Annotated in this window: 21 protein-coding genes and 4 pseudogenes; 7 read left to right on the top strand and 18 right to left on the bottom strand. The window is 72.3% G+C overall.

All coding sequences use genetic code 11. The features are described from left to right. Positions 1-44 precede the first annotated feature (44 nt). On the top strand, positions 45-260 hold the full coding sequence (locus JKP76_RS24080) for a dienelactone hydrolase family protein (RefSeq protein WP_375335654.1): 216 nt from the start codon (positions 45-47) through the stop codon (positions 258-260). A 73-nt stretch (positions 261-333) separates the two neighbouring features. On the opposite strand, the pseudogene JKP76_RS13045 reads toward JKP76_RS24080, so the two are convergent. The 14 genes and pseudogenes from JKP76_RS13045 to JKP76_RS23490 form a co-directional block, all read right to left on the bottom strand. Beyond that, positions 334-1,302: pseudogene (locus JKP76_RS13045) on the bottom strand (ABC transporter ATP-binding protein); the annotation flags it as partial. Further along, positions 1,302-2,405: an ABC transporter ATP-binding protein gene (locus JKP76_RS13040; protein ID WP_309229750.1), complete on the bottom strand. Its 1,104-nt coding sequence runs from the start codon at positions 2,403-2,405 to the stop codon at positions 1,302-1,304. The gene JKP76_RS13040 and the pseudogene JKP76_RS13045, both read right to left, overlap by 1 nt. Beyond that, the gene (locus JKP76_RS13035; RefSeq protein ID WP_200491188.1) at positions 2,402-3,349 is read right to left on the bottom strand and encodes an ABC transporter permease; all 948 of its coding nucleotides are present in this window, start codon (positions 3,347-3,349) and stop codon (positions 2,402-2,404) included. Before JKP76_RS13035 ends, JKP76_RS13040 begins: the two co-directional genes overlap by 4 nt. Before the next feature lie 42 nt (positions 3,350-3,391). Further along, positions 3,392-4,351: an ABC transporter permease gene (locus tag JKP76_RS13030; RefSeq protein ID WP_309229751.1), complete on the bottom strand. Its 960-nt coding sequence runs from the start codon at positions 4,349-4,351 to the stop codon at positions 3,392-3,394. A gap of 6 nt (positions 4,352-4,357) precedes the next feature. Continuing rightward, positions 4,358-5,449 carry an ABC transporter substrate-binding protein gene (locus JKP76_RS13025; RefSeq protein WP_255522680.1) on the bottom strand — a complete coding sequence of 364 codons (1,092 nt, stop codon included), beginning with the start codon at positions 5,447-5,449 and terminating at the stop codon, positions 4,358-4,360. A 5-nt stretch (positions 5,450-5,454) separates the two neighbouring features. Then, positions 5,455-5,748 (bottom strand): annotated as a pseudogene (locus JKP76_RS22510) (ABC transporter substrate-binding protein); the annotation flags it as partial. A gap of 513 nt (positions 5,749-6,261) precedes the next feature. Then, on the bottom strand, positions 6,262-7,986 hold the full coding sequence (locus JKP76_RS13020) for an ABC transporter substrate-binding protein (protein ID WP_200491186.1): 1,725 nt from the start codon (positions 7,984-7,986) through the stop codon (positions 6,262-6,264). 344 nt (positions 7,987-8,330) lie between these two features. Then, positions 8,331-9,956, bottom strand: coding sequence for an ABC transporter substrate-binding protein (locus JKP76_RS13015; RefSeq protein ID WP_200491185.1), 1,626 nt, complete (start codon positions 9,954-9,956; stop codon positions 8,331-8,333). A 301-nt stretch (positions 9,957-10,257) separates the two neighbouring features. Further along, positions 10,258-11,934, bottom strand: a complete 1,677-nt coding sequence (locus tag JKP76_RS13010) for an ABC transporter substrate-binding protein (RefSeq protein ID WP_200491184.1) — start codon at positions 11,932-11,934, stop codon at positions 10,258-10,260. A 371-nt stretch (positions 11,935-12,305) separates the two neighbouring features. Beyond that, positions 12,306-12,980, bottom strand: a complete 675-nt coding sequence (locus JKP76_RS24075; RefSeq protein WP_375335632.1) for an ABC transporter substrate-binding protein — start codon at positions 12,978-12,980, stop codon at positions 12,306-12,308. A 40-nt stretch (positions 12,981-13,020) separates the two neighbouring features. Then, a pseudogene (locus JKP76_RS24070) lies at positions 13,021-13,599 on the bottom strand (ABC transporter substrate-binding protein); the annotation flags it as partial. Beyond that, positions 13,572-13,961: a hypothetical protein gene (locus tag JKP76_RS21105; protein WP_242471295.1), complete on the bottom strand. Its 390-nt coding sequence runs from the start codon at positions 13,959-13,961 to the stop codon at positions 13,572-13,574. The gene JKP76_RS21105 and the pseudogene JKP76_RS24070, both read right to left, overlap by 28 nt. A gap of 271 nt (positions 13,962-14,232) precedes the next feature. Continuing rightward, on the bottom strand, positions 14,233-15,831 hold the full coding sequence (locus JKP76_RS12995; RefSeq protein WP_200491181.1) for an ABC transporter substrate-binding protein: 1,599 nt from the start codon (positions 15,829-15,831) through the stop codon (positions 14,233-14,235). A gap of 286 nt (positions 15,832-16,117) precedes the next feature. Continuing rightward, positions 16,118-17,383 carry a CdaR family transcriptional regulator gene (locus tag JKP76_RS23490; RefSeq protein ID WP_200491180.1) on the bottom strand — a complete coding sequence of 422 codons (1,266 nt, stop codon included), beginning with the start codon at positions 17,381-17,383 and terminating at the stop codon, positions 16,118-16,120. Between the two features lie 184 nt (positions 17,384-17,567). Between JKP76_RS23490 and JKP76_RS12985 the strand changes: the two genes are divergently transcribed. Then, positions 17,568-18,878: an acyl-CoA dehydrogenase family protein gene (locus JKP76_RS12985; RefSeq protein ID WP_200491179.1), complete on the top strand. Its 1,311-nt coding sequence runs from the start codon at positions 17,568-17,570 to the stop codon at positions 18,876-18,878. A gap of 90 nt (positions 18,879-18,968) precedes the next feature. Here JKP76_RS12985 and JKP76_RS12980 read toward each other — a convergent pair whose 3' ends face one another. The 4 genes from JKP76_RS12980 to JKP76_RS12965 form a co-directional block, all read right to left on the bottom strand. Further along, positions 18,969-19,514: a hypothetical protein gene (locus JKP76_RS12980; protein WP_200491178.1), complete on the bottom strand. Its 546-nt coding sequence runs from the start codon at positions 19,512-19,514 to the stop codon at positions 18,969-18,971. Between the two features lie 92 nt (positions 19,515-19,606). Beyond that, positions 19,607-20,128 carry a hypothetical protein gene (locus JKP76_RS12975; RefSeq protein ID WP_200491177.1) on the bottom strand — a complete coding sequence of 174 codons (522 nt, stop codon included), beginning with the start codon at positions 20,126-20,128 and terminating at the stop codon, positions 19,607-19,609. Then, positions 20,125-20,712: a hypothetical protein gene (locus JKP76_RS12970; RefSeq protein ID WP_200491176.1), complete on the bottom strand. Its 588-nt coding sequence runs from the start codon at positions 20,710-20,712 to the stop codon at positions 20,125-20,127. The genes JKP76_RS12975 and JKP76_RS12970 overlap by 4 nt, the downstream gene beginning before the upstream one ends. A gap of 38 nt (positions 20,713-20,750) precedes the next feature. Then, the gene (locus JKP76_RS12965; protein ID WP_200491175.1) at positions 20,751-21,218 is read right to left on the bottom strand and encodes a PPOX class F420-dependent oxidoreductase; all 468 of its coding nucleotides are present in this window, start codon (positions 21,216-21,218) and stop codon (positions 20,751-20,753) included. A gap of 77 nt (positions 21,219-21,295) precedes the next feature. On the opposite strand from JKP76_RS12965, the gene JKP76_RS12960 reads away from it, so the two are divergent. The 5 genes and pseudogenes from JKP76_RS12960 to JKP76_RS21085 all read left to right on the top strand — a co-directional run bounded on the left by JKP76_RS12960 (position 21,296) and on the right by JKP76_RS21085 (position 26,334). Further along, positions 21,296-22,642 (top strand): AI-2E family transporter, encoded by a 1,347-nt coding sequence (locus JKP76_RS12960; RefSeq protein ID WP_200491174.1) that lies wholly within the window; start codon positions 21,296-21,298, stop codon positions 22,640-22,642. An 82-nt stretch (positions 22,643-22,724) separates the two neighbouring features. Continuing rightward, complete coding sequence (locus JKP76_RS12955) at positions 22,725-23,669, top strand: proteasome assembly chaperone family protein (protein ID WP_200491173.1); 945 nt, start codon at positions 22,725-22,727, stop codon at positions 23,667-23,669. After that, a pseudogene (locus JKP76_RS21095) lies at positions 23,656-24,768 on the top strand (chorismate-binding protein); the annotation flags it as partial. The gene JKP76_RS12955 and the pseudogene JKP76_RS21095, both read left to right, overlap by 14 nt. 127 nt (positions 24,769-24,895) lie before the next feature. Then, a complete protein-coding gene (locus JKP76_RS21090) occupies positions 24,896-25,474 on the top strand; it encodes an aminotransferase class IV (protein WP_242471920.1) in 579 nt (192 codons plus the stop codon). Next, positions 25,471-26,334, top strand: a complete 864-nt coding sequence (locus JKP76_RS21085) for a sigma-70 family RNA polymerase sigma factor (RefSeq protein ID WP_200493071.1) — start codon at positions 25,471-25,473, stop codon at positions 26,332-26,334. Before JKP76_RS21090 ends, JKP76_RS21085 begins: the two co-directional genes overlap by 4 nt. Positions 26,335-26,347 lie beyond the last annotated feature (13 nt).

Here is a 26,347-nt window from a genome sequence, read left to right as displayed (position 1 = left end):
GGACTTCGGCTGGCGAGGCCCTCCCGCAGACGTGCCCTGAAGGCATCGACGCCGACATCGCCACCATCGCCGCGCTGCGGGAGCGGCACGGCGCCGATCTGCCCGTGGTCACGGTCGGTTTCTGCTTCGGCGGCAGCCACTCCTGGCGGCAGTCCGGCGGCGACCTGGGTCTGGCCGGGTGCGCGGGGTTCTACGGACCGAGCCCGGACGCACGACCGCGGCTGAGCCGACCGGGGAACCGGTCGGCTCAGCCGCGGTAGTGCTGCTGGGCTCAGGCGGGGTCGACGCCATCGCCCGGTCGCCCTCGGGTGCCTGCTCCCCCACCAGCGGGAAGTGGCAGGCGACGTACTGGCCCTGGGCGACCTCGCGCATCTGCGGCTCCTCCCCGGCGCACAGGTCCGCGGCCCGCGGGCAGCGGGTCCGGAACCGGCAGCCGCTCGGCGGATCGACCGGGGAGGGCAGCTCGCCACCCAGGCCGGCGTCGCTGTGCTTGGCGTCCGGATCCGGCTCCGGGATGGAGGCCAGCAGGGCAGCCGTGTACGGGTGCGCCGGCTGCGCGTACAGCTGGTCGGACGGTGCCACCTCGCAGATCTTGCCGAGGTACATGACAGCCACCCGGTCGCTGATGTTCTTCACGACGGCGAGGTCGTGGGCGATGAACACCATCGTCAGGTTGTACTCGGCCTTGAGGTCCTCGAGCAGGTTGAGGATCTGCGCCTGCACGGAGACGTCGAGCGCCGACACCGGCTCGTCGCAGATGAGCACCTCGGGCCGCATGATCAGCGACCGCGCGATGGAGACGCGCTGGCACTGGCCACCGGACATCTCGTGCGGACGTCGCGAGCCGGCCCGCTCGGGGTCCAGCCCGACCTCCGCCAGCATGTCGTTGACCCGCGGGTCGTCGCTGCCCTTGCCCTCCCAGATCGACAGCCCCTCGGCCACGATGTCCTTCACCCGGCGCCGGGGGTTCAGCGACGAGATCGGGTCCTGGTAGATCATCTGCAGCTTCGTGCGGCTGCGGCGGAGCTCGTCGGCGGACAGACCGCTGAGGTCCTTGTCGTCGAAGAGGATCTTGCCGCCGGTCGGGCGGGGAGCCTGCATGATCGCCCGCCCGGTCGTCGACTTGCCACAGCCGGACTCACCGACCAGGCCCAGCGTCTCGCCCTTGGCGATGTCGAAGCTGATGCCCGAGACGGCGTGGACCTTCTGCCCCTTCTCCAGCGGGAACTCCACGACCAGGCCCTCGACACGCAGGACGATGTCGTCCTGGTCCCGCAGGTGCGCGGTACCACTTCCGGCCATCAGGCTGCTCCTGCCGTTGCGAGAACCGTCTCATCGAGGGGGGTGCCGGCGGCGGTGCGCCCGGCGGCCACGTTCCGCGCGAGCGCCTCCTGGCCGGCGGCCGTCCCCACCGGGAAGTGGCAGGCCGCCTCGTGCCCGGCGGCATGCGGCGCCAGCGGCGGCGTCTCCGTCAGGCACTTGTCCTGCGCGTAGTTGCACCGCGGGGCGAACGCGCACCCGGCCGGCGGGTCCACCAGGTCCGGCGGGCGCCCCGGGATGGCCTGCAGCCTGGTGTGGCTGGGCTGGTGCAGCCGCGGGATGGACCGCAACAGCCCCTCCGTGTACGGGTGCCGATGGCGGGCGAAGAGCTCCCGGGTGGGCGCCCGCTCGACGACCCGGCCCGCGTACATGACGGCGATCTCGTCCGCTCGCCCGGCGACGACACCGAGGTCGTGGGTGATGATGATCAGACCCATGTTGCGCTGGCTCTGCTGGGACTCGAGCAGGTCCAGGATCTGGCGCTGCACGGTGACGTCCAGCGCCGTCGTCGGCTCGTCGGCGACCAGCAGCTTGGGGCCGCAGGCCAGCGCGATCGCGATGGTCACGCGCTGCCGCATGCCGCCCGACAGCTGGTGGGGGTACTCCCCCAGCCGCCGCTCGGCGGCCGGGATGCCCACCGACTTGAGCAGCTCGACGGCGTGCGCCCGCGCGACCTTGCCCTTCTCACCCAGGTGGATGCCCAGGGACTCGGTGATCTGCTCGCCGATCTTGGTGACCGGGTTCAGCGAGGTCATCGGGTCCTGCAGGATCATCGCCAGCTCGGCGCCCCAGATGGTCCGCATCTCCTTGTTCTTCATGGTCGTGAGCTCACGACCCTCGAAGCGCACGGAGCCCTCGCGGATGGTGTTCGTGCGGGGCAGCAGGTTCATGATCGACCGCGACAGCACGGTCTTCCCCGAACCGGACTCCCCCACGATGCCGAGTGTCTTGCCCCGGTCCACCCGGAGGGAGACCCCGTCCACCGCCTTGACGATGCCTCGCGGCGTGTCGAAGTAGGTGCGGAGGTCGTCCACCTCGAGCAGGGGCTCGTTCGCTCGGCCGTCCAGCGGCGGCGCGGTCGTCACAGGTTGCTCCCTCGGACGTCGAAGCGGCTGCGGAGCGAGTCGCCGACCAGGTTCAGCGACAGCACCGTGAGGAACATGGCGATCGAGGGGATCAGCACGACGTGCGGGGCCTCGCTGAGGTACCGCTTGCCGTCGAAGATCATGCCGCCCCAGGTGGGCGCCGGCTGCTGGACGCTGAGGCCCAGGAAGGCCAGCGTCCCTTCCAGCACGATCACCACGCCCATGGCCACCAGGCCGAACGCGGCCACCGGGAGCACGACGTTGGGCAGGATCTCGCGGGCCAGGACTCGCGAGTTCTTCGCGCCCATCGTCCGGGCCGCCCGGACGAACTCGCGCTCGGCGACGGCCAGCGTGGTCGCCCGGGCCACACGGGTGTAGATCGGGATGGACAGGAAGCCGACGATCAGGGAGATCACGACGAGGCTGCGGCCGACGAAGGCCAGCAGGACCAGCAGCAGCACCAGGGCCGGGAAGGCCAGGATGACGTTGATGATCGTCATGAGGACGGTCTCCAGCTTGCCGCGGAAGAAGCCCGCGACGATGCCGATGAAGCCACCGACCACCATGCCGATGGCCACCGCCGTGACGCTGATCGTCACCGAGACGCGCGCACCGTGGACCAGCCGGGCCAGGTTGTCACGGCCCAGGCCGTCGGTACCGAGCCAGTGCTCGGGACCGGGGTAGGCCAGCTTGTTGATGACGTCCGGGGTGAGCGGGTCCTTGACCGGCAGCAGGTCGGCGAAGACAGCGCAGATGAGCACCACCACCAGCCAGGCCGTGGCCAGCCAGAAGCTGATGCCGTAGCCGCGCTTCTTCCGCTTCGCCGCGGGTGCCGCGGCAGCCGCGGCACCGCCGCTGGTCTCGGCGACGAGACCGTCGCCGAGCGCCAGCTCCGAGGTGGCCCCCGGGTGCGGAGCGCCGAGATTGGGCACAGGGGTGCTCATGCGTCGTCCCGTTCGGTCGAGAGGTGCGCGGCGGACAGGGGGTCAGACTCGTGCCGCAGAGCGTCCATGCGAGATCCTCGGGTCGAGATACGAGTACAGGATGTCGACGGTGAAGTTCACGACGACGTAGCTGATGGCGATCACCAGTGCGACGCCCTGGACCATGAGCAGGTCGCGGACGAGTACCGCCTCGAGCAGCAGGCGACCGACCCCGGGCAGCGCGAACAGCGTCTCGATGACGACCGAGCCGCCGATGATCGCCCCGACCTGCACGCCCGCGACCGTCATCAGGGAGAACGACGACGGGCGCAGTGCGTGCCGGAAGAGGATCCGCCGGTTCGAGACGCCCTTGACGCGCGCCATCGTCACGAAGTCCTGCTGCAGCGTTGCGATCATGTCCGTGCGGAGCAGTCGGGTGTAGACCGCCATCTCCGCGATCGCGAGGGACAACGCCGGGAGCAACGCCGATCTGAGGTTCTGCACCGGGTCGTCGGTGAAGTTCACCCAGCCCGTGGCGGGCAGCACGCCCAACCACACGGCGAAGATCAGGATCAGGAAGATCGCCACCATGAAGTTCGGCACCGCGAGGAGGCCGAAGCTCGTGCTGCTGATCAGCTTGTCGGTCCGCGTGCCGGCCCGGTAGGCCGACAGCATCCCGACCGGGATGGCCACGAGCAGCGCGATGACGATCGCGAGGATGCCGATCTCGGCGGTGACCGGCAGCCGGTCCAGGATGGCGTCGCTGACCGGCTCGTTGGTCCGGTAGGAGCGACCGAAGTCGCCGGTCAGCGCGTCACCGATCCAGTGCAGGTAGCGCACGGGGAGCGGGTCGTCGAGGCCGAGATCGGCGCGGACGGCCGCGATCGCCTCGGGCGTTGCGTTCTCCGCACCCAGGATCTGCAGCGCCGGGTCACCGGGCAGCAGACTGGTCATGAGGAAGGTCAGCAACGACACCGCGAAGAGCGTGGCCAGCAACGACGGGAGCCTGCGGAGGACGTACACGGGCGGTTACTCCACTCGCCAGACGTGGCCCCACATGGCCGTCGAGGCGTTCGCCCCGTTGCCCATGGTGCCGTCGGGGAAGGTCCAGCCGTCCAGGTTCCGGACCGACTCGTCGGTGGCCAGGACGGTGAGCGTGCCGCCGCTGAACGCGTTGGGGACGTTCTCGTTCAGGACCAGGCCGATCTCCTCGACGGCTGCCTTGCGCGCGTCGACGTCGGTCGTCGTGCGCAGGATCTCGAGCTGCTCGTCGATCTCGGGGCTCTGGAAGGCGGTCATGTTCAGCGGGCCCTCGGTGAAGGCGTCGTCGAACACGAGGTAGGGGTCACGGTCGGCACCGACGCGGGTGCAGCCGGTGTCGTAGTCGCGGGCGATCATGTCCTGGATCCAGGCGGCCTGCTCGGTCTGCTGCAGCTCGACCTCGGCACCCAGGTTGCCCCACAGCGCCTGGTAGAGCTGGGAGAGCTCGTTGAGGCTGGGGTCCGGCGGGCACTGGAAGGTGAAGGACAGCGGCGTGCCGACCGGCTTGCCGTCGGAGCGCTCCGGGTCGTTGACGTAGTCGTCGTAGAGCTCCTGGGCCTTCTCCGGGTCGAACGCCGGGTAGGCCTCGGCGACCCTCTCGGAGTACCAGGGGCTGTCCGGGCTCCAGAACTGCGTCTGCGGGGGCGTGACGCCGGAGCCACCGAGGACCTCGATCAGGCCCTCCTGGTCGACGGCGTACACCAGCGCCTGGCGCACGCGGATGTCGTCGAACGGCGCCCGGCTGACGTTGAGCGTCAGGGCGCCGGCGTTGCTGCCCAGGTGCTCGAAGTTGTTCACGCCGTCCAGCTCGCGCGCCTTGATGACGGTACTCTGGCGCAGCGACTGCATGACGTCGATGTCACCGCTGCGGAGGCTCGACAGGCGGGTGTCCTCGTCGGGGATCGGCCGGAACGTGATCTTGTCCAGGTAGGGCTTGCCCTCCTGCCAGTAGTTCTCGTTCTTCTGCACGACGAGGTTGGAGTCGCGCTGCCAGGAGACGAACGTGAACGGGCCGGTGCCGACCGGGTTGGCGCCGGCGTCGGGGCCGGCCGCCGCGGCGGCGGTGGGGAGAACGGCCAGCCGGCGGCACCGACCAGGATGTCGGGGAAGGCCGCGTTGGTCTGCGCGAGCTTGTAGCTGACGGTCAGGTCGTCGACGACGTCCAGCGAGGTGACCTCGGCGAGCTGCGCGGAGAGCCGCGAGCCGGGCGCCTTGAGGTAGGTGTCGAACACAGTCTTCAGCGCCTCGGCGTTCAGCGGGGTGCCGTCGTGGAACTGCACGTCCGGGCGGAGCTTCAGCGTCCACTCGGTGAGGTCGTCGTTCGGCGTGAGCGACTCGGCGAGATAGGGCTCGACGGGACCGTCCTCGCTGCGCTGCATCAGCGGGTCGTAGATCGCGTACGCCACGTTGAGCCCGGGCTGGTTGAACGTGCCCTCGCTGGGCAGCCAGCTGTTGGTCTCGGCCTCCAGGCCGACGACGATCTCACCGCCCTCGACCGGGTCACCGGCCTCCACCGACTCGCTGACCGCACCGGCCTCGGCGTCGCCGCCCTCGTCGTCGCCACCGCCGCAGGCGGCGCTCCCGAGCAGCACTCCCACGAGCCCCACGGAAGCGACAGCCTGCTTCCACGGGCCTCGCATCGGGCGCCGATGTCCTCGCATCAAATTTCTCCTTGACCAGTGTCGTACCGGCACAGCGACCAGGCCGGCGAACGGCGCGTCGATGTGCGAGCGCCCACAGCGCGTGCTGGGAGTCTGTCCTACGGCAGTGGGCTGCGTCACTAGGCGGCTCGCCACTCTCGTCGGGTGTCGAACTATGCGATGCGCACAACGTCTCCGGGCGCCCGGGAGAGTGCCACCACGGGCCCCCTCCCGGGCCGCGCAGGCGCTCCGTCAGCCGGCCAGCCAGACGTGGCCCCACATGACCTGCGCGGAGGCCGCGCCGTTGCCCCGGGGGCCGCCGTCCGGGAACACCCAGCCGTCGACGTTCTTGACGGCCTCCCGGGTCGCCATGACCGTCAGCGTCCCGCCGCTGAACGTGTTGGGCACGTTCTCGTTGACGATCAGCCCGATCTCCTCCACGGCTGCCTTGCGCAGGTCGAGGTCGGTCGTCGTCCGCAGGATGTCCAGCTGCTCGTCGATCTCCGGGCTCTGGAAGGCCGTCATGTTCAGCGGCCCCTCGGTGAAGGCCGCGTCGAACACGATGTAGGGGTCGCTGTCGGCCCCGACGCGGGTGCATCCTGTGTCGTAGTCGCGCGCCAGCATCTTCTGGATCCAGGTGGCCTGCTCGACCTGCTCGAGCTCCACCTGGGCGCCCAGCGCACCGTAGAGCGACTGCACCAGCTGGGCGACCTCGTTCAGGCTGGGGTCGGGCGGGCAGCTGTAGGTGAAGGCGAGGTCGGTGCCGACCGGCTTGCCGTCGGAGCGCTCGGGGTCGTTCACGTACTCGTCGTAGAGCTCCTGCGCCTTCTCCGGGTCGTAGGACGGGTATGCCTCGGCGACCTTCTCGGAGTAGTAGGGGCTGTCCTCGCTGAAGAACTGCGTCGTCGGCGGGGTGACGCCGGCACCGCCCAGCACCTCGATGATCGCCTCCTGGTCCAGCGCGTGGGCCAGCGCCCGGCGGACGCGGACGTCGTCGAACGGCGGCTTGCTGGTGTTGAGCGTCCCCGCGCCGGAATTGCTGCCGAGGTGCTCGTAGCTGTCGATGCCGTCCAGGTCGCGGGCGCGGATGACGGTGCTCTGCCGCAGCGACTGCATCGCGTCGATGTCACCGCTGCGCAGGCTGGCCAGCCGGGTGTCCTCGTCGGGCATGGGCCGGAACGTGATCTTGTCCAGGTGCGGGAGGCCCGGCTGCCAGTAGTCCTCGTTCTTCTCGACGACCAGCTGGCTGTCGCGCTGCCAGGAGACGAACCGGAAGGGGCCGGTGCCCACCGGCCGGGCGCCGGCGTCCTCGCCGGCCGCGGCGGCCGCCGTGGGCGAGAAGGGCCAGCCGGGCGAGGAGATGAGCAGCACCGGGAAGGCGGCGTTGGCCTCCCGCAGCCGGTAGACGACGGTGAGTTGGTCGACGACGTCCAGCGCCGTGACCTCGTCGAGCGAGGCGGCGGTGTTCGCCCCCGGCGCGGTCAGGTAGTCGTCGAAGATGGTCTTGAGCGCCTGCGCGTCCAGGGGCGTGCCGTCGTGGAAGCGCACGCCGGGGCGCAGCGTGAGCGTCCACTCGGTGAGCTCGGCGTTGGGCTCCATCGACTCGGCCAGGTACGGCTCGACCTCGCCCTCGGCGGTGCGGTGCATGAGCGGGTCGTAGATCGAGTAGGCGACATTCACGCCGGGCTGGTTGAAGGTGCCCTGGCCGGGCAGCCAGCTGCTGGTCTCCGCTTCCAGGCCCACGACGATCTCGCCGCCGTCGACCGGGTCGCCCTGCTCCGAGACGTCGGTGACCGCACCGACCTCCCGCTCCCCGCCGCCGTCGCCGCCCCCGTCGTCGTCCCCACCGCCGCAGGCGGCGGAGCCGAGCAGCAGGGCCGCCAGGCCGGCCGAGACGACGACCCGCGTCCACGGGCCGTCCTGCGGACGTCGATGTCCTCGCATGTGGATCTCCCCGACCGGAGGTGCGTACCGCACGACGACGCCGTGAAGGCCGGCGCGTCGACGCGTGCGCGCCGATGCGCGCGGACGCAGTGTGACCCACGCAGTGAGCCACGTCACCACGTGTCGACGTGTGTCGCGGATCGCCCGGGCCCCGACGCACGACGGCCTCCGACCCGACGACGAGCTCGCCGTCGACGGGCTCCTGAACGGGCGCCGAGGTGCTCGCACGCATCGTCGGGGACGTGCGCGTGGCTGCCCACCGCAGCAGCGTGCGCCAGGAGGTGACCTGGGTCAGCGCCGCACGCGGGAGCGCCGTGGCGGAACGCGACGGCGGCCCGGGCGCGGTGCGCCCGGGCCGCCGTGGGCGAGGTCGGAGCCTAGTCGGCCAGCCAGGCGTGGCCCCACATGGCGGAGCCGCTCGGGACGCCGTCACCCGGCGTACCGTCCGGGAACGTCCAGCCGTCGACGTTCTTGACCACTTCCCGCACCGCGATGTCGGTCAGGTTGTGGCCGGTGAAGAGGTTCGGCACGTTCTCCGAGACCTCCATGCTGATCGCCTCCACCGCATCCTTGCGCGCCTCGAGGTCCGTCGTGGTGCGGAGCACCTGGAGTTGTTCGTCGATCTCCGGGCTGGTGTAACCGGTGAAGTTCAGCGCGCCCGGGGTGAAGGCCCGACTGAGGGTGAACCCCGGATCGGCCTGGCTGCCGGCCCGGAAGCACTGGACGTCGTAGTCCTTCGCGATGGCGTTCTGGATGTGAGCTGCCTGCTCGACGGTGTTGAGGCTCACCTCCATGCCGAGCGAGCTCCAGAACGACTGGTAGAGCTGGGAGAGCTCGTTGAGGCTGGGGTCGGGCGGGCAGTTGAACGTGAACGAGAGGTCGGTTCCCACCGGCTGGCCGTCGGAGCGCTGCGGGTCGTTGATGTACTCGTCGTAGAGCTCCTGGGCCCGCTCCACGTCGTAGGTGGGGAATGCCTCCGCCGCCTCCTCGGAGTAGAACGGGCTGTCCGGGCTGAAGTACTGGGTGGCCTCCGGCGTCAGGCCGGTGCCGCCGAGCACGTCGATCAGCGCCGGCTGGTCGATCGCGTGGGCCAGGGCCTGGCGCACCCGGACGTCGTCGAACGGCGGCCGGGTGGTGTTGATCAGCGAGACGGTGCTGCTGTTGCCCAGGTACTCGTAGTTGTCCACGCCGTCGAACTCACGGGCGCGTCCGACGGTGCTCTGCCGCAGGGTCTGCAGCGCGTCGATGTCGCCGCTCTGCAGGCTGGACAGCCGGGTGTCCTCGTCGGGGATCGGGCGGAAGGTGATCTTGTCCAGGTGGGGTAGCCCCTCTTGCCAGTAGTTCTCGTTCCGCTCCACCACCAGGGCGCTGTCCCGCTGCCAGCTGACGAACCGGAAGGGGCCGGTGCCGACCGGGTTGGCCCCGGCGTCCGGGCCGGCGGCGGCCGCGGCGGTGGGCGAGAACGGCATGCCCGAGGCGCTGGTGAGCACGTCGGGGAAGGCGGCATCGGGCGCGGCGAGGTTGTACCGCACGGTCAGGTCGTCCACCACGTCCAGCGAGGTCACCGCGGCCAGGGAGGCGGCCACGTTGGACGTCGGCGCGGTCAGGTACTCGTCGAAGTTGCTCTTGAGCGCCTCGGCGTTCAACGGCGTGCCGTCGTGGAACTGGACGTCCGGTCGCAGCGTCAGCGTCCAGACGGTGAGCTCCTCGTTGGGCTCCATGGACTCGGCGAGGTAGGGCTTGAGCTCGCCGTCCGCCGTGCGCTTCATCAGCGGGTCGTAGATGGCGAACGCCACGTTGGTGCCCGGCTCGGCGAACAAACCCTCCCCGGGCAGCCAGCTGTTGGTCTCCGCCTCCAGGCCGATCGTGATCTCACCGCCCTCGACCGGCTCGCCCTGCTCGGAGATCTCGTCGGTCCCCGCTCCCCCGGACGACGTGTCCTCGTTCCCGCCGTCGTCACCGCCACAGGCGGCCGTGCCGAGCAGCAGTGCCGCGGCCCCCATCGAGGCGAGCCTGCGCCTCCAGGGACGTCTCGTCGGGCGGCGAAGTCCTCGCATGTCCACACTCCTCACAGCAGATGCGCCAGGCCCCGGCAGCCGGTCGACCAGCGCGTTGGCAGCGCCCTCGGGGGCGTGGTCGGAGTGTGGACCACGACTGTGAACTGCGCCACCGGGCCGGCGCACGGCTCGATGCCAAGTCTGTGTGACGCAGCACACAACCCTGCCCGCCGGGTGACCCGTCCGGGTGGCGGATGCACGACGGCCCGGGCGCGGTGCGCCCGGGCCGTCGTGACGAGGTCAGGGCCTAGTCGGCCAGCCAGACGAAGCCCCACATGGTGGTGGCGTCCGCCGCCCCGTTCCCCATCGTGCCGTCGGGGAAGGTCCAGCCGTCGACGTTCTTCACCTCGTCGCGCACGGCCACGTCGGTGAGCGTGTACCCGGTGAAGACGTTGGGCACGTTCTCGGCCAGGTCGAGGCTGATCTCCTCGACCGCGGCCCGCCGCGCTTCCACGCCCGTGGTCGTGCGGAGGATCTCCAGGTTCTCGTCGATCACCGGGCTCGTGTAGCCGGTGACGTTGAGTGGGCCGGGGGTGAACGCATCCCCGAGCACGACGTAGGGGTCCCGCTGGGAGCCGACCCGGTAGCACTGGGCGTCGTAGTCCTTGGCGAGCGCGTTCTGGATGTGGGCGGCCTGCTCCACCGTGTTGAGCTGCACGTCCATGCCCAGCGCGCTCCAGAACGACTGGTAGAGCTGGGAGAGCTCGTTGAGGCTGGGGTCGGGCGGGCAGTTGTAGGTGAAGGAGAGGTCAGTGCCCACCGGTTGCCCGTCGGAGCGCTCCGGGTCGTTGATGTAGTCGTCGTAGAGCTCCTGGGCCCGCTCCACGTCGTAGGTCGGGTACGCCTCGGCCGCCTTCTCCGAGTAGTAGGGGCTGTCCGGGCTGAAGTACTGGGTGGCCTCCGGGGTCAGCCCGGTGCCGCCGAGTACGTCGATGAGCGCCGGCTGGTCGATGGAGTACGCCAGCGCCTGCCGCACCCGCACGTCGTCGAACGGCGGCCTGGAGGTGTTGATCAGCGACACACCGCTGTTGTTGCCCAGGAACTCGTAGTTGTCCACGCCGTCGAACTCCCGGGCACGCGCCACGGTGCTCTGCCGCAGCGTCTGCAGCGCGTGGATGTCACCGCTCTGCAGGCTTGCCAGCCGGGTGTCCTCGTCCGGGATCGGCCGGAAGGTGATCCCGTCGAGGTAGGGCAGGCCCTCCTGCCAGTAGTCCTCGTTGCGTTCCACCTCCAGTGCGCTGTCCCGCTGCCAGCTGACGAACCTGAACGGGCCGGTCCCCACCGGGTTGGCGCCGGCGTCCGGACCGAACCGTGCGGCCGCGGTCGGCGAGAACGGCCAGCCCGGGGCAAGCGTGAGGACGTCGGGGAAGGCGGCGTTGGGCGCCTCGAGGACGTAACGCACGGTGAGGTCGTCCACGACCTCCAGCGAGGTCACCTCGGCCAGCGTGGTGGCGACGTTCGACGTCGGGGCCGTGAGGTAGGTGTCGAAGATGGTCTTCAGCGCCTGGGCGTTCAGCGGGGTGCCGTCATGGAAGAGCACGTCGGGACGCAACGTCAGCGTCCACTGGCTGAGGTCCTCGTTGGGCTCCATCGACTCGGCGAGGTAGGGCTGGAGCTCACCGTCCTCCGAGCGCTTGATCAACGGGTCGTAGATGGCATAGGCGACCGTGGTGCCCGGGTTGCCGAAGCTGCCCTCACCCGGGAGCCAGCTGTTGGTCTCCGCCTCCAGGCCCACCTCGATGGTTCCCCCGGTGACCGGCTCGCCCTGCTCGGAGATCTCATCCGACTGGGCCCCACCGCTCGAGTCACCCCCGTCCCCGTCATCACCGCCACAAGCGGCCGCGCCCAGCAGCAGAGCCGCGGCCCCGAGCGAGACGACGGAACGCCTCCAGGGCCGTCTCGTCGGGCGGTGCATTGCTCGCATCTCCACACTCCTCAACCAGTTCCGGCTGCCCGGCCCGGCGGCCGGGGGGCGCGTCCCCGGCGCCCTCGGGGGCGTCCTGGGAAGTGTGGCCCCTACTCGTGATCTGCGTCACTGAGCGACCCGCCACACCGCCGATCCCCTGGGTGAGGCGTTGCGCACAACGGCGTGCCGTGCTCGTACCGGTCGGGCAGGGAACGCAGCGGCCCGGACGGGGGTCTGCACCGCAGTGACGCGCGTCGCCCTGCGCTGCCGCCACGCAGAGTCCGTCACGCGCTGTGCACAGCCGTTGCCCTGTCCGTGCAGCTCCGGGACCTGCACAGCGGCCCGGGCGAGGATCCCGCCCGGGCCGCTGCGTGGTGCGGAGCGTCAGATCAGTCGGTGACCCACACGTGTCCCCACATGACCTGCGAGTTGCTGGCACCGTTCCCCGCCGTGCCGTCCGGGAAGACCCAGCCGTCGAGGTTCTTCACCGCGTCGCGGGTGGCCATGACCGTCAGGGTGCCGGCGGTGAAGGTGTTGGGCACGTTCTCGTTGATCACTTCGCCGATGGCCTCGACGGCCGCCTTGCGCGCGTCGATGTCGGTCGTCGTCTTCAGGATCTCCAGCTGCTCGTCGATCTGCGGGCTCTGGAAGGCAGTCATGTTCAGCGGGTTCTCCTGGAAGGCCTGGCTGAACACGATGTACGGGTCGCGGTCGGCACCCACGCGGGTGCAGCCGGCCTCGTAGTCACGGGCGAGCATGTCCTGGATCCAGGCGGCCTGCTCGGTCTGCTGGAGCTCGACCTCGGCACCCAGTGCGCTGAAGAATGCCTGGTATAGCTGCGAGAGCTCGTTGAGGCTCGGGTCCGGCGGGCACTGGAAGGTGAAGGAGATCGGCTCGCCGACCGCCTTGCCGTCGGAGCGGTCGGCGTCGTTCACGTACTCGTCGTAGAGCTCCTGGGCCTTCTCCGGGTCGTACTTCGGGTAGCTCTCCTCGAGGGCCTCCGAGTAGTACGGGCTGTCCGGGCTGAAGAACTGCGTCTGCGGCGGGGGGACGGCCGGCGCCACCGAGGACCTCGATCAGCGCCTCCTGATCCATGGCGTAGGCCATGGCCCGGCGGACGCGGACGTCGTCGAACGGCGGCTTGCTGGTGTTCATCGTCATGGCACCGGAGTTGCTGCCCAGGTGTTCGTAGTTGCTGACGCCGTCGAGCTCGCGCGCCTTCACCACGGTGCTCTGCCGCAGGGACTGCAGGACGTCGATGTCACCGGTCTGCAGGCTGGACAGACGGGTGTCCTCGTCCGGGATCGGCCGGAAGGTGATCTTGTCCAGGTGCGGGAGACCCTCCTGCCAGTAGTTCTCGTTCTTCTCGACGACCAGGTTGCTGTCGCGTTGCCAGGAGACGAAGCGGAACGGGCCGGTGCCCACGGGGTTGGCGCCGGCGTCGGCGCCCGCGGCGGCCGCCGCGGTCGGCGAGAACGGCCAGCCGGCGGCCGTGACGAGCTCGTCCGGGAACGCCGAGTTCGGCCCGGACAGCCGGTACACGACGGTGAGGTCGTCCACCACGTCCAGGGCGGTGACCTGCGCGAGGCTGGCGGCCAGGCGCGAGTCGGGGGCGGTCAGGTAGTCGTCGAAGACAGTCTTGAGCGCCTGGGCGTTCAGCGGGGTGCCGTCGTGGAACTGCACGCCGGGACGCAGCGTGAGCGTCCACTCGGTGAGCTCGGCGTTGGTGGCTCCATCGTCTCGGCGAGGTAGGGCTCGACCGAGCCGTCCTCGGTGCGGTGCATCAGCGGGTCGTAGATCGCGTAGGCGACGTTCGTCCCCGGCTGGTTGAAGGTGCCCTCGCTCGGCAGCCAACTGTTGGTCTCGGCCTCCAGGCCGACGGTGAGCTCGCCGCCCTCGACCGGGTCCCCGGCCTCGCCGACGTCGGTGACCGCGCCGGCCTCGGCGTCGGTGTCGTCCGATTCGCCCCCACCGCAGGCTGCGGTCCCCAGCAGGAGACCTGCCAGGCCCGCGGCCACGAGCGCGCGCTTCCACGGGCACCTCATCGGGCGCCGGTGTCGTTGCATGTGTTGTACCCCTAGACCAGTTGCGTGTGGCACCGCGACGCAGGACCCGGGAGCGGGCACGTCGAGGCGCGGGCGCACGAAGCGCCTGGTCGCAGTCTCCCCGCGGACATGCGGAGAGTCATTGGGCGGCTCGCCACCGTCACTGAGGGTGACACCCGGCGATGCCGCACAGCGGGGTCGGTGTGCTAGTCGGCGCGCAGCACGGCGGCCCGGGCGGGAATCCGCCCGGGCCGTCGTCCGATCGGAGGGACTACTCGACTGTCCAGACGTGGCCCCACATCGCGGTGCCGTCCGGGGTGCCGTTGCCCTTCCCGCCGTCGGGGAAGACCCAGCCGTCGACGTTCTTCACCACGTCCCGGACCGCCACGACCGTCAGCGTGCCGCCGGTGAAGGTGACGGGCACCTGTTCGGCGATCACGAGGCTGATCTCCTCGGCCGCCGCCTTGCGCTCCTCGATGTCGGTCGAGCCGCGCATGGTGTCCAGGGCCTCCTCGATCCGCGGGTCCTGGAACTTCGTCACGTTGGGCACGCCCTCGGTGAAGGCGCGCTGGAAGACGTAGTACGGGTCCCGCGCGGCCCCGTGCCGGGTGCAGCCTGCGTCGTAGTCCCCGGCGACGACCTGCGAGGTGTAGGCCGCCTGCTCCACCTGCTCCAGCTCGACCTGCATGCCCAGCGCGTTCCAGAAGGACTGGTAGAGCTGGGACAACTCGTTCAGGCTCGGGTCGGGCGGGCAGGTGTAGGTGAAGGAGATGTCCTCGCCGACCGCCTTGCCGTCGGAGCGCTGCGGGTCGTTCTTGTACTCGTCGTACAGCTCCTGCGCCTCGTCGGGCCGGTTCGTCGGCCAGGCCTCGGCCGCCTTCTCCGAGTAAAACGGGTCCTCCGGGCCGAAGAACTGGGTCGACGGCGGGGTGAGCCCGGTGCCGCCCAGCACCTCGATCAGCGCCTCCTGGTCGAGGGCCAGGGCGAGGGCCCTGCGCACCCGGAGGTCGTCGAACGGCGGCTTGGCGGTGTTGATGTTCGACCCACCGCTGTTGTTGCCCAGGAACTCGTAGTTGTCGACGCCGTCGATGTCCCGCGCGCGGGAGACCGTGCTCTGCCGCAGCGACTGCAGAGCGTCGATGTCACCGCTCTGCAGGCTCGAGAGGCGGGTGTCCTCGTCGGGGATCGGCCGGAAAGTGATCTTGTCCAGGTGCGGTAGGCCCGGCTGCCAGTAGTCCTCGTTCTTCTCGACGACCAGCTGGCTGTCCCGCTGCCAGCTCACGAACCTGAACGGCCCGGTGCCGACCGGGCTGGAGCCCGCGTCCGGACCCGCGGCCGCCGCGGCGGTCGGGGAGAAGGGCCAGCCGGCCGCGTCGGTGAGCAGGTCCGGGAACGCCGCGTTGGGCGCCCTCAGGGTGTAGGTGACGGTGAGGTCGTCGACGACGTCGAGCGACTGCACCTCCGCCAGGTTGGCCGCCAGGTTCGAGCCCGGCGCGACCAGGTAGGTGTCCCAGACCGTCTTCAGCGCCTGCGCGTCCAGCGGCGTCCCGTCGTGGAACTGCACCTCGGGACGGAGCTTCAGCGTCCACTGGGTCAGGTCGGCGTTCGGCTCCATCGACTCGGCCAGGTACGGCTTGACCTCGCCGTCGGGCGTCCGCTTCATCAGCGCGTCGTAGATGGCGTAGGCGACGTTGTAGCCGGGGTTGCCGAAGTTGGCCACGCCGGGGAGCCAGCTGTTGGTCTCGGCCTCCAGGCCGACGGTGATCTCGCCGCCGTCGACCGGGTCACCGGCGTCCGAGGCGTCGACCACCGCACCCTCGGCCTCCCCGTCGCCACCCCCGTCGTCGGAACCGCAGGCGGCCGTCGCCATCAGGAGGCCGACGATCCCTGCGGAGACGATGGCGCGACCCGAGCGGCGCCACCTCCCCGCCCGCTGCAGTTGACTGCGCATTGCTCACCCCTCGACGTCGGCGGCACCGGGGCTCGTGGCGCGCGAGCGGCAGTTCCCCTGGTGTGCGCGCGCTGACCGCGCTGCGCCGAAGTGTCCTCCAGCACAGTGAGGGGCATCACTAGCCGTCACGCCACTGTCACGGGGGGTTCGGCTATGCGGACCGCACAACGGGGCCGTGGCACGGGCCGGTCGAGGGAGCCGCCGGTCAGGTGCCGCCGACGTCGCCGAGCACCGAGGGGTCGAGCAGCCGCAGTGCCTCGACCGCGACGAACAGCCGGGCCACGCTGCGTGGGTCCTCCAGGGACTGGCCGCTGAGCTGCTCGAGGCGGGCCAGCCTGTTGCGCACCGTGTTGCGGTGGCAGAAGAGCAGCCGTCCGGTCTCGGTGGAGTTCCCGTTGGTGGCCAGCCACGTGGCGAGCGTCGCCAGCAGCGTCTGCTGCTCCGCGTCGGGCAGCTCCATGACCGCGCCGAGCAGCAGGCGGGACACTTCCGTCGAGGTCTCGACCGACGAGGCGAGCAGCGCGGCGACCGGGTCGTCGTCGATCGCGGTGACGCCGACGGCACCGGCCGGCAGGCACCGGCGCGCCACCATCGCCCGCGCCACGGCGACCGAGGTCTGCAGGGCGTCGGCGTAGGAACGGCTCAGCCCGACCCGGCCCCTGGCCAGGGTGCCGAGCAGCTCGCGGATGGAGGTGACGGTGCGCCACTCCCCGATCGCGACGATGCCGACGGTGCCGTCCACCGTGGTCCGCCACGTCGAGCGCACGCCGTGCCCGGCGAGGAAGTCCTCCACTCCGGCCAGCCCCGGGGCACCGGTGGCGTCCCGTTCGGCGGAGACGGCGACGTAGGGCCCCTCCTCGGGCAGCCCGAGGAGGGTGAGGGTCCCGCCCAGCCGGGCCCACTCCCCCATGCGCCCGTCGACCAGCGCGTCGAGCAGCAGCCGCCGGCGCTCGCGGTCGGCTTCGGTCAGCGCGACGAGCCCCTCGTCGTACCCCGTGACCAGCGCCCGGCACTGCTCGTCGAGCACCGCCCAGAGGTCGGCCGACTGGTGCAGGGCCGCGGTCATGTCCTCCGCCGGTCGCGCGGCGGCGCGCGCCGCCAGCTCGCGCCAGACGATCGATGCGCCCACCCCGAGCCCGCGCAGCGCGACGGTCAGTGGGATGCCGCACTCGGCCCGGCGGCGGCCGATCGCGGCCGGACCGGTGGCCCCGGTCGCCGACGGGACACCGGCGATCCGGCCCAGCGTTCCCTCGAGGTGCGCGGTCACGTCGTCGGCGAGCTCCCCGGCGGCCAGCCGTCGGTAGGACGGCTCGTCGGCGCGCAGCCGCTGCACCACCTCGTCGGCGAGCGCGGCGAGATCCTCGTCGAGCAGCTCCTCGGCGATGACGGCCAGCACCGGCGGGGTGGTGCCCTCACCGCCCCGCCACGACGGGCAGGACCGCACCGGCCCGGTCTCGAGCGGCTCGGGCACGTCGCCTCCTGGGGACGGCGCCCGGCGGGTGCGGGCGGATGACGGACGGTGGCGGTCCCGAGTGTTCCCCGGAGGGCGTTCCCGGTGCCGGTGCGGGTGGCGGGCACGACGATTAGTTAGAGCCTTGCACTTTTCCGGGCGACCACTAGGTTCGGTCCGAACCCGAGCGCCCGAAGGAGTGCGTATGGCCACCGACACCACGGCCGAGCGACTGGACGACCCGAACGACGTCCGCCGCGCCGTCAAGGCTTTCATCGACGAGCACTGGGACCCTTCGGTGTCCCTCCAGGAGTGGCTGGGTGTCCTGGCGGACTCCGGCTGGGCGGTTCCCCAGTGGCCCGCGCAGTGGTTCGGCAAGGGGCTGACCAACGACCTCGCCGCCGTCGCCTACGACGAGTTCAAGAAGGTCGGCGCGGTCGGGCCGCCGGCCGGGCTGTCCCGCATGCTCGCCGCGCCGACGATCATCTCGCACGGCACCGACGAGCAGCGCCAGGCCTACATCCGCCGGATCCTCGTCGGCGAGGACGCCTGGTGCCAGCTGTTCAGCGAGCCGGGCGCCGGTTCCGACCTCGCCTCGCTGCAGACGCGCGCCGAGCTGGACGGCGACGAGTACGTCGTCAACGGCCAGAAGGTGTGGACGTCGGGCGCCATGGGCTCGGACGTCGGCATGCTGATCGCCCGCACCGACCCCGACGCCGTCAAGCACGCCGGCATCACCTACTTCGCCATCGAGATGGACCAGCCGGGCATCGAGGTCCGCCCGCTGCGCCAGATCACCGGCGAGGCGCACTTCGCCGAGGTCTTCCTCACCGACGCCCGCGTCAGCGCCGAGAACATCATCGGTGGCCTCAACAACGGCTGGAACGTCGCCCGGACGACGCTGGCCAACGAGCGCGTCGGCCTCGGTGGCGGCGGTTCTCTCGGGTTCCCGCTGTCCGCGCCCGCCGGCCGCCGCTCGGCGCAGCTGCTCGAGCAGTCCGTCGGCGAGTTCATCGAGTCCCAGCGCAAGGCCGCCACCGGGGGCCGCGTGCCGGCCATGATGATGGTCCGCAACGGCGAGGCGCTGGCGAAGATGGCCAAGTCCATGGGCCGCGACCAGGACCCGGCCGTCCGGCAGGGCATCGCCCGCGTGCACGCGCTCACCTCGCTCAACCGCTGGAACACGCTCCGTGCGCGCGCCGCGGTCGAGGCGGGTGGCCGCCCCGGTCCCGAGGCGTCGCTGGGCAAGCTGATGGTCTCGCGCATCACCCGGATGTCGCGCGACGTCGGCATGGAGATCGCCGGCCCGTCGGGCATGCTGGCCGGCGAGGACGGCCCGCTCAACGGCGCCCTCGCGCTGCAGTTCCTCGGCGCTCCCGCCCCCTCGATCTACGGCGGGTCCGACGAGGTCCAGCACAACATCATCGGTGAGCGGGTGCTCGGCCTCCCCCGCGAGCCCGACGCGTCGAAGGACGTCCCGTTCCGCTCGCTGCGGACGGGCACCCAGTCCCAGTAGCGCGCACCGCACCCACGGAGACCCGTGGCCCGCCCCTCCGGGGGTGGACCACGGGTCTGCGTGCGTTCCGGGGTCCGCCGGTGCGCCGGCTCAGGTGTCGGCCGCCTCGCTGGCCGCCTGCGGCCGGCCACCGAAGACGTCGGCGGCGACCTCGCGGCGGGCCTCGGCCAGCCAGGCGTGCTGCTCGTCGGCCTGGTCGATCAGCCGGTCGAACAGCGCGGCGTCGATCCGCCGGTCCACCTCGGCGACCTCCCGCAGGCTCTCGAAGCCGGCCCGCTTGGCCAGCACCGCGGTGGCGATGAACTCGAACTCGACGACGTCGCTCAGCGGGGACCGGGAGAGCACCCGCCCGTTGAGCTTGATCCGCGTGAGCTTCTCGCCGATCCAGGTGGCCAGCTGCTTGTACTGGCGGATCGGCACCCCGATCGAGGACATCGTCGTGCGCAGGCCGGCACGCTCCTCGCGGAGCTCGTCGAGCAGCCGCTCGAGCGGCTGCTCGTACGGGGTACCCCGCCAGCGGCCGAGCATCCGGGTCACCAGCTCGATGCCGCCGGTGGCCGCGGCCAGGTGGTCGTTGCAGTAGACGCCCAGCAGCTCGGGGTTGCGGATCGCGCCCCCGGTGGACGACTCGGTCACGGTGCCTCCTGACGACGACGGGATGGCCGCCATTCTCGTCGCGGGGCCGCTCCCCCGCTCGGCGTGCCGCCGGCGGTCGGCCGGATCGCGCCTCAGCCGCGCAGCAGGACGACGACGCCCGCGCAGGCGGCGGCCCACAGGGCACTGGCCAGCGTGCCCACGATGAAGCGCTCGGCGGCGGCCGGCGTGCGCAGCTCGTCGAAGCGGCCGAGGCCCTTGACGGCGAGGACGACGGCGAGCCCCTCCGGCCAGCCGGCCAGCAGGGTGCCGGTGATCGCGGCCCGCTCGAGGACGCCGATCCAGGCACCCCCGCGCAGCAACTCCGGGTCCTGCGCACCGCCGCCCACCCCGACCGCGGCCGGGTCGGCGGCGTGCAGCACGCCGGTGGCCACGGGCCCCCCGCCGGTGACCGAGGCGAGCACCGCCAGGACGGTCGCGGTGCCCACGACGGCGTCGGACCCCTCGCCGGCGGCCCAGGCCGCCGCGGCGGTGCCGGCCAGCAGCGCCGTCACGACCAGCGCGCGCAGCTGTGGCACCGGGCGGCCGCCGACCAGGACCAGGCCCAGCCCGGCGACCGCGGTGACGCCCAGCAGCACGAGGGCGAGGGCGGTCATCCCGCCGCCCGCGCGAGCAGCCGCGCGGCGGTGGGCCGCAGCTCGCGTTCCAGTTCCCACAGCCCGGCCGCGAGGCGCTGCCCCACCGCCTGCCGGGAGATGCCGAGCTCGGCGGCGGCCTCGGCCTGGGTGCGGCCGTCCTCGACCAGGGCGATGGCCTCCCACGCCTGGGCGCTGCGCTTCTCGACCACCGCGGCCAGCGCGCTCAGCACCGCCTGCGCGTCCTCGGCGTCGGGGGCCGAGGCGCCGCGGACCGCGAGCCGGCCGGGGCGCTGCTTGGCCGCGTCGACCGCCCGGCGCGCGGCGAGGAAGGCCGGGCCTGTAGCGGCCCGGGTGCTGGCCGGGAGCGGCGTCTGCACCGGGCCCGCGCCGACGCCGATGCTCCAGCCGCCGTCACGCAGCAGGTCGACGACGACGTCGACGGCGACGTCGGGCTCCTCGACCACGCCCTGGAACTCGTCACCGGCCGTGCGCTCGAAGCCGAGCAGCACCGGCACGGCGCCCTCGAGCCGGGTCAGCACGCCGGCGACCCGGTCGGGGCCGCGTCGGCTGCCCTGCTGGTCCACGGTGAGCACGTACGGCACCGGGCAAGCCTGACAGCTTTCACCGCCAGATGCAAGGGTCAGAGCTTGTCGACGATCTCCGGCGGGAAACCGCCGGTCGCGATCGGCCCCCAGCCGGTGGGCGTGATCCGCAGCAGCGACTTGCCCTGCCGGACCATGGCCGCGCGGTAGTCGTCCCAGTCGGGGTGCTCGCCGCTGATGGCGCGGTAGTAGTCGACGAGCGGCTCCAGCGCCTCCGGCAGGTCGAGCACCTCGGCCTCGCCGTCCACCTGCACCCACGGGCCGTCGAAGTCGTCGGAGAGCACGCAGAGCGAGACCGCCGGCGTGCGACGGGCGTTCGCCGTCTTCGCGCGCTGCGGGTACGTGGAGACCACGATGCGCCCCTCGCCGTCGACCCCGCAGCTCACCGGCGAGAGCTGCACGCCGGCCTCGCGGCGGTGGGTCAGCAGCACCGCCCGGTGGCGCGGGCGCAGGAACTCCAGGAGGGCGTCGCGGTCGACGCGGTCGGCTGTGGCGGTCCTCGGCATGACCCGACGCTACGACGCGGGTGTGACAACCGCCGTCCGGCCGGTCGCGGTCGGCGACGTGTGCTCTGATCACTGCCATGAGGTTGCGCCTGCCCGGTCTGAAGCTCGCCCCCCGCGAGGGGTCCGCCCCGGCCGCGCCCGCTCCCGCGCAGCCCGCCCCGCACCCGCACGCCTCGGGTGTCACCGCGGCCCCGGTCACCGATGCCGTCACCGGTGAACCCGACACGCAGGCCCCGGCGCCCGACGAGGGCCGCGGCCCCCGCCTGCAGGCGGCCTCCCGCACGCTGGCCACCGTCGCGGCCCAGTTCCTGCTGATCGTCGCCGCCGTCGTCGTCCTGGGCTACGTCCTGGGCAAGCTCTGGGTGATCCTGCTGCCGATCGTCCTGGGCCTGCTCATCGCCACCGTGCTGTGGCCGCCCACGCGGTTCCTCCGCAACCACGGCATCCCGGCCGCGCTCGCCGCCGCCGTCGTGCTGCTGACCTTCCTCGGCCTCTTCGGCGCGCTCATCGCCGCGATCGCGCCGTCGATCGCCGACCAGGTGACCGAGCTGGCCGACCAGGCCAGCGCCGGCCTGCAGGACGTCCAGGAGTGGCTCCAGGGCCCGCCGTTCAGGCTCGGCGAGGACCAGATCGGCGACGCCGTCGACTCGGCGATCAACTCCATCCAGGGCAACGCGCAGAACATCGCCGGGTACGCGGTGACCGGCGTCTCCGCCGTCGGCAACGGGCTGATCAACCTGGTGCTGGCGCTGGTCCTCTGCTTCTTCTTCCTCAAGGACGGCACCCGCTGGGTGCCGTGGCTGTCGGCGCAGACCGGGCCGCGCGCCGCCCGGCACGTCGCGGCGCTCTCCTACAAGACCTGGTCGACGCTGTCGGAGTTCATCCGCCAGCAGGCGCTCGTCGGCTTCGTCGACGCCTTCCTCATCGGGATCGGCCTGTGGGTCCTCGACGTCCCCCTGGTCCTCCCGCTGGCGATCCTCACGTTCTTCGGCGCGTTCATCCCGATCATCGGCGCCTTCGTCGCCGGCGCCTTCGCCGTGCTCATCGCGCTGGTCGACCAGGGCTTCACGACGGCGCTGATCGTGCTGATCATCGTGCTGATCGTGCAGCAGATCGAGGGCAACGTCCTCCAGCCGATCATCCAGGGGCGCGGGTTCAACCTGCACGCCGGCGTGGTGATCCTCGCGGTCACCGCGGGGGGCAGCCTGTCGGGCATCATCGGCGCCTTCCTCGCCGTCCCGGTCGCCGCGCTCATCGCCGTGGTCTACCGCTACCTCCGCGACGAGCTGGACGGCCGGCACCCCGAGGTGATGGCCGACGGCACCCGGGCCAGCCTCGAGGGCGACCAGCACGGCACCGAGCTCGAGGACGAGCCGGCGCCTCCCGGCGTCCAGCCGCCCGCCGGGCCCGCCACCTCGGGCTGACCCAGGCCGGGCGCCGGGAATGCACCGGTCGCCCGCAGGGCTGCACCAGCAAGCTGCCGTTCCCGTCGAGAGGACCACCCCCGTGACCCAGCGACCCGAGGACCTCGTCGAGCTCCTCCCCGGTGCTGATCGCTTCCTCGCCGGCGACCCGGCTCGCCGGCCGGGGCTGGTGCTCGTCCACGACATCGGCGGCGACTTCGACGCCGCCTCCGCCGGCGCCCTGGCCGGTTCCCACCTGCTCGCCGGCCTGCCGCACGAGGCGATCGCGCGGTTCGACGCCGACGCCCTGGTCGACTACCGGGCGCACCGGCCGCGGGTCACCTTCAGCGGTGACCGCTACGAGGCCTTCCTGGCACCGGAGATCCAGCTCTACGCGGTCGAGGACGACGGCGGGACGCCGTTCCTGCTGCTGCACGGCACCGAGCCGGACTACCAGTGGGAGCGCTTCGTCGCCGCCGTCTCGCACCTGGTCGAGCGGCTCGGGGTGAGCACCGTGGTGGCGCTCCAGGCGATCCCCATGCCGGTGCCGCACACCCGCCCGGTCACCGTCACCGCGCACGCCACGCGCCGCGCGCTGATCGCGCAGTACCCGATCTACTGGGGCGAGATGCGCATCCCCGGCAGCGTCGCCGCACTGCTCGAGCTCCGGCTCGGCGAGGCCGGGGTCGACGCGCTCGGCGTGGCCGCGCACGTGCCGCACTACCTCTCCCAGGCCACCTACCCGGCCGCCAGCCTCACCCTGCTCGAGCACCTCGAGCAGCTCACCGGCCTGCACGTGCCGACGGAGTCGCTGCGCGAGGCCGCCGAGGCGCACCGCACCGAGGTCGACGAGCAGATCGGCCGGTCCACGGAGAACACCGCGGTCGTGGCGGCGCTCGAGCAGCAGTACGACGCCTTCACCACCGCGCGGGAGAACAGCGACCTGCTGAGCACCGAGGGCGCGGTGCCCACGGCCGAGGAGATCGGCGCGGAGTTCGAGCGGTTCCTGGCCGACCAGGACCGCAAGCACCCCCGTGGCGGCGAGTGACCTCCCCCTGGGCGGCGCCGCGCTGACCACCGGCGTGCACGGGCGGTTCGACGACCTGGTCGCCGGCACCGCGCTCGCCTTCCCGGGCGCCGACCGGGTGCTCGTCGCCCGCGAGGCCGCCGAGGTCGTGCCCGTCCTCGCCGAGGTGGAGCGGGCGACCGCCGCCGGCGCGTGGGCCTTCGGCTACCTCGCCTACGAGGCGGCCGCCGGCCTGGATCCCGGCTGCGCCGTCCCCGACCGGGCGCCCGGCGTAACCCTCCCGCTGGCGGTGTTCGGGCTCACGGGGCACGCCACCACGCCCCCGCCGATCGCGCCCCCACCGGGCCGCGCCCGCGGGTACACCGCCGGTCCGTGGCGGCCGGGCTGGACACCGGCCGGGTACCGGGACGCCGTCGCCGCCGTCCGGGAGGCGATCGCCGCCGGGGACGCCTACCAGGTGAACCTGACCGTGCGGATGCACGCGCCCGTGACCGGGGACCTCGAGCAGCTGTACGCCGACCTCGCGCACGCCCAGCGCGGGTCCTGGGCCGCGTACCTGGACCTCGGCAGCCACGTCGTCGCCAGCGCCAGCCCGGAGCTCTTCTTCGACTGGACCGGCGACGAGCTGCGGACCCGGCCGATGAAGGGCACCGCGCGCCGCGGCGCCACCCCCGCCGAGGACGACGCCGCCCGGGCCCGGCTGCTGGGCAGCGACAAGGAGCGGGCCGAGAACCTGATGATCGTCGACCTGCTGCGCAACGACCTGGGCGTGGTCGCCGAGGTGGGCAGCGTCGACGTCCCCGCGCTGTTCCGCACCGAGCGGTACGGGACGGTGTGGCAGCTGACCTCCGACGTGACCGCGCGGCCGCGGGCCGACGTCGGGCTGGTCGACGTGTTCCGCGCGCTGTTCCCCTCCGGCTCGGTCACCGGCGCCCCGAAGCGGCGGACGATGGAGATCATCCGCGCGCTCGAGGCGGAGCCGCGCGGGGTGTACTGCGGCGCGATCGGGGTGGTCGCGCCGCCCGGGGAGGCGTTTCGCGCCCGGTTCTCCGTGGCGATCCGGACGGTCACCGTCGAGCGGGCCACCGGCACCGCGGTGTACGGCACCGGTGGGGGCATCACCTGGTCCTCCGACCCGGACGCCGAGCACGCCGAGCTGCTCGCCAAGGCCGCGATCCTCGCCGAGCCCTACGAGGAGTTCGCGCTGCTGGAGACGCTGGCCCGGCTCCCCGGCGGCGGGCTCCGCAATGGCGAGCGGCACGTCGCCCGGCTGGCCGACTCGGCGGCCTGGGCCGGGTTCGCGCTCGACGAGGCGGAGCTCCGCCGCAGGCTCGACCAGGTCGCCGCCGACCCGGAGCCGGCCCGGGTGCGGGTCCTGCTGCACCGGGACGGCGCGCTCGCGGTGGAGGCCGGACCGCTCCCGCCCACCGTGGCCGGCCCGGTCCGGCTCGCCGTGGACGACGTCCCGGTCGACGCCGACGACGTCTGGCTCCGGCCACAAGACCACCCGGCGCGGCGTCTACACCGAGCGGGCGGCCCGGTGGCCCGCCGCCGACGACGTCGTCCTCACCTCCTCGCGCGGGGAGGTCACCGAGACCACGATCGCCAACCTCGCCGTCCGCCTCGACGGGTGCTGGTTCACCCCGCCGGTCGAGGCCGGGTGCCTGCCCGGCGTCGAGCGCGGCCGGCTGGTGGAGGCCGGTGTGCTGCGCGAGCGCCGGCTCACCCCCGCCGACCTGGCATCGGCCGAGGAGCTGGCGGTGGTCAGCTCGCTGCGCGGCTGGCGCCCCGCGGTGCTGCTGGAGGCGGCAGACTCGCGCCCGTGACTCCCGAGGAGCGGACCGCCGCCTTCGAGGCCGAGCGCCCCCGGCTGGTGCGGCTCGCGGCGCGGGTGCTGGCCGACGACGCCGAGGCCGAGGACGTCGTCCAGCAGGCGTGGCTGCGGCTGCACGGCACCGACGGGGAGATCGCCAACCTGCCCGGCTGGTTGACCACCGTCACCACCCGCCTGTGCCTGGACCGGCTGCGCGCACGGGTGCCCGAGCCCACCGAGCTCGCCGGCGACGACGCCGGGGAGACCGGCGACCCGGCCGACGAGGTGGTGCTCGCCGACACCGTCGGCGTGGCGCTGCACGCGGTCGTGGATCGGCTCACCCCGGCCGAGCGGGTGGCGTTCGTGCTGCACGACAGCTTCGCCGTCGACTTCGCGACCGTCGCCGCGGTGCTGGAGTGCACCCCGGCCGCGGCCCGCAAGCTGGCCTCCCGGGCGCGGGCCAAGGTCGGCGCACCGGTGCCGGAGCACGCGTCGGCCGACGCCGCGGTGGTCGACGCCTTCCTGGCCGCGGCGCGGGGCGGGGACCTGCGGCGCCTGCTGGGGCTGCTGGCCCCCGACGTCGTCGTCGCCGGGGATGCCGCCGCGGTCGCGCTGGGCACCCCCGCGCACCTGGCCGGGCGCGAGGCGGTCGCCGGGTTCTTCGACGGCGCCGCGCGCAGCGCGCGCCCGGTGCTGGTCGGCGACCGGCCCGCTGCCGCCTGGTTCCAGCGCGGCGAGCCGCGGGTGGTCTTCGACATCAGCGTCGCCGACGGCGTGGTGACCCGGATCGACTTCCGCGCCGACCCCGGGCTGCTCGCCGGCGTCCGGCCGCGTCGCGGCACGGCGGCCGAGGGGCGGGGCGCGCCCGGCTGAGAGACGCGCGCGC

The organism is Blastococcus sp. TML/C7B (assembly GCF_016612845.1).
GTDB lineage: Bacteria > Actinomycetota > Actinomycetes > Mycobacteriales > Geodermatophilaceae > Blastococcus.
This window is presented reverse-complemented; position numbering and strand designations above follow the sequence as displayed.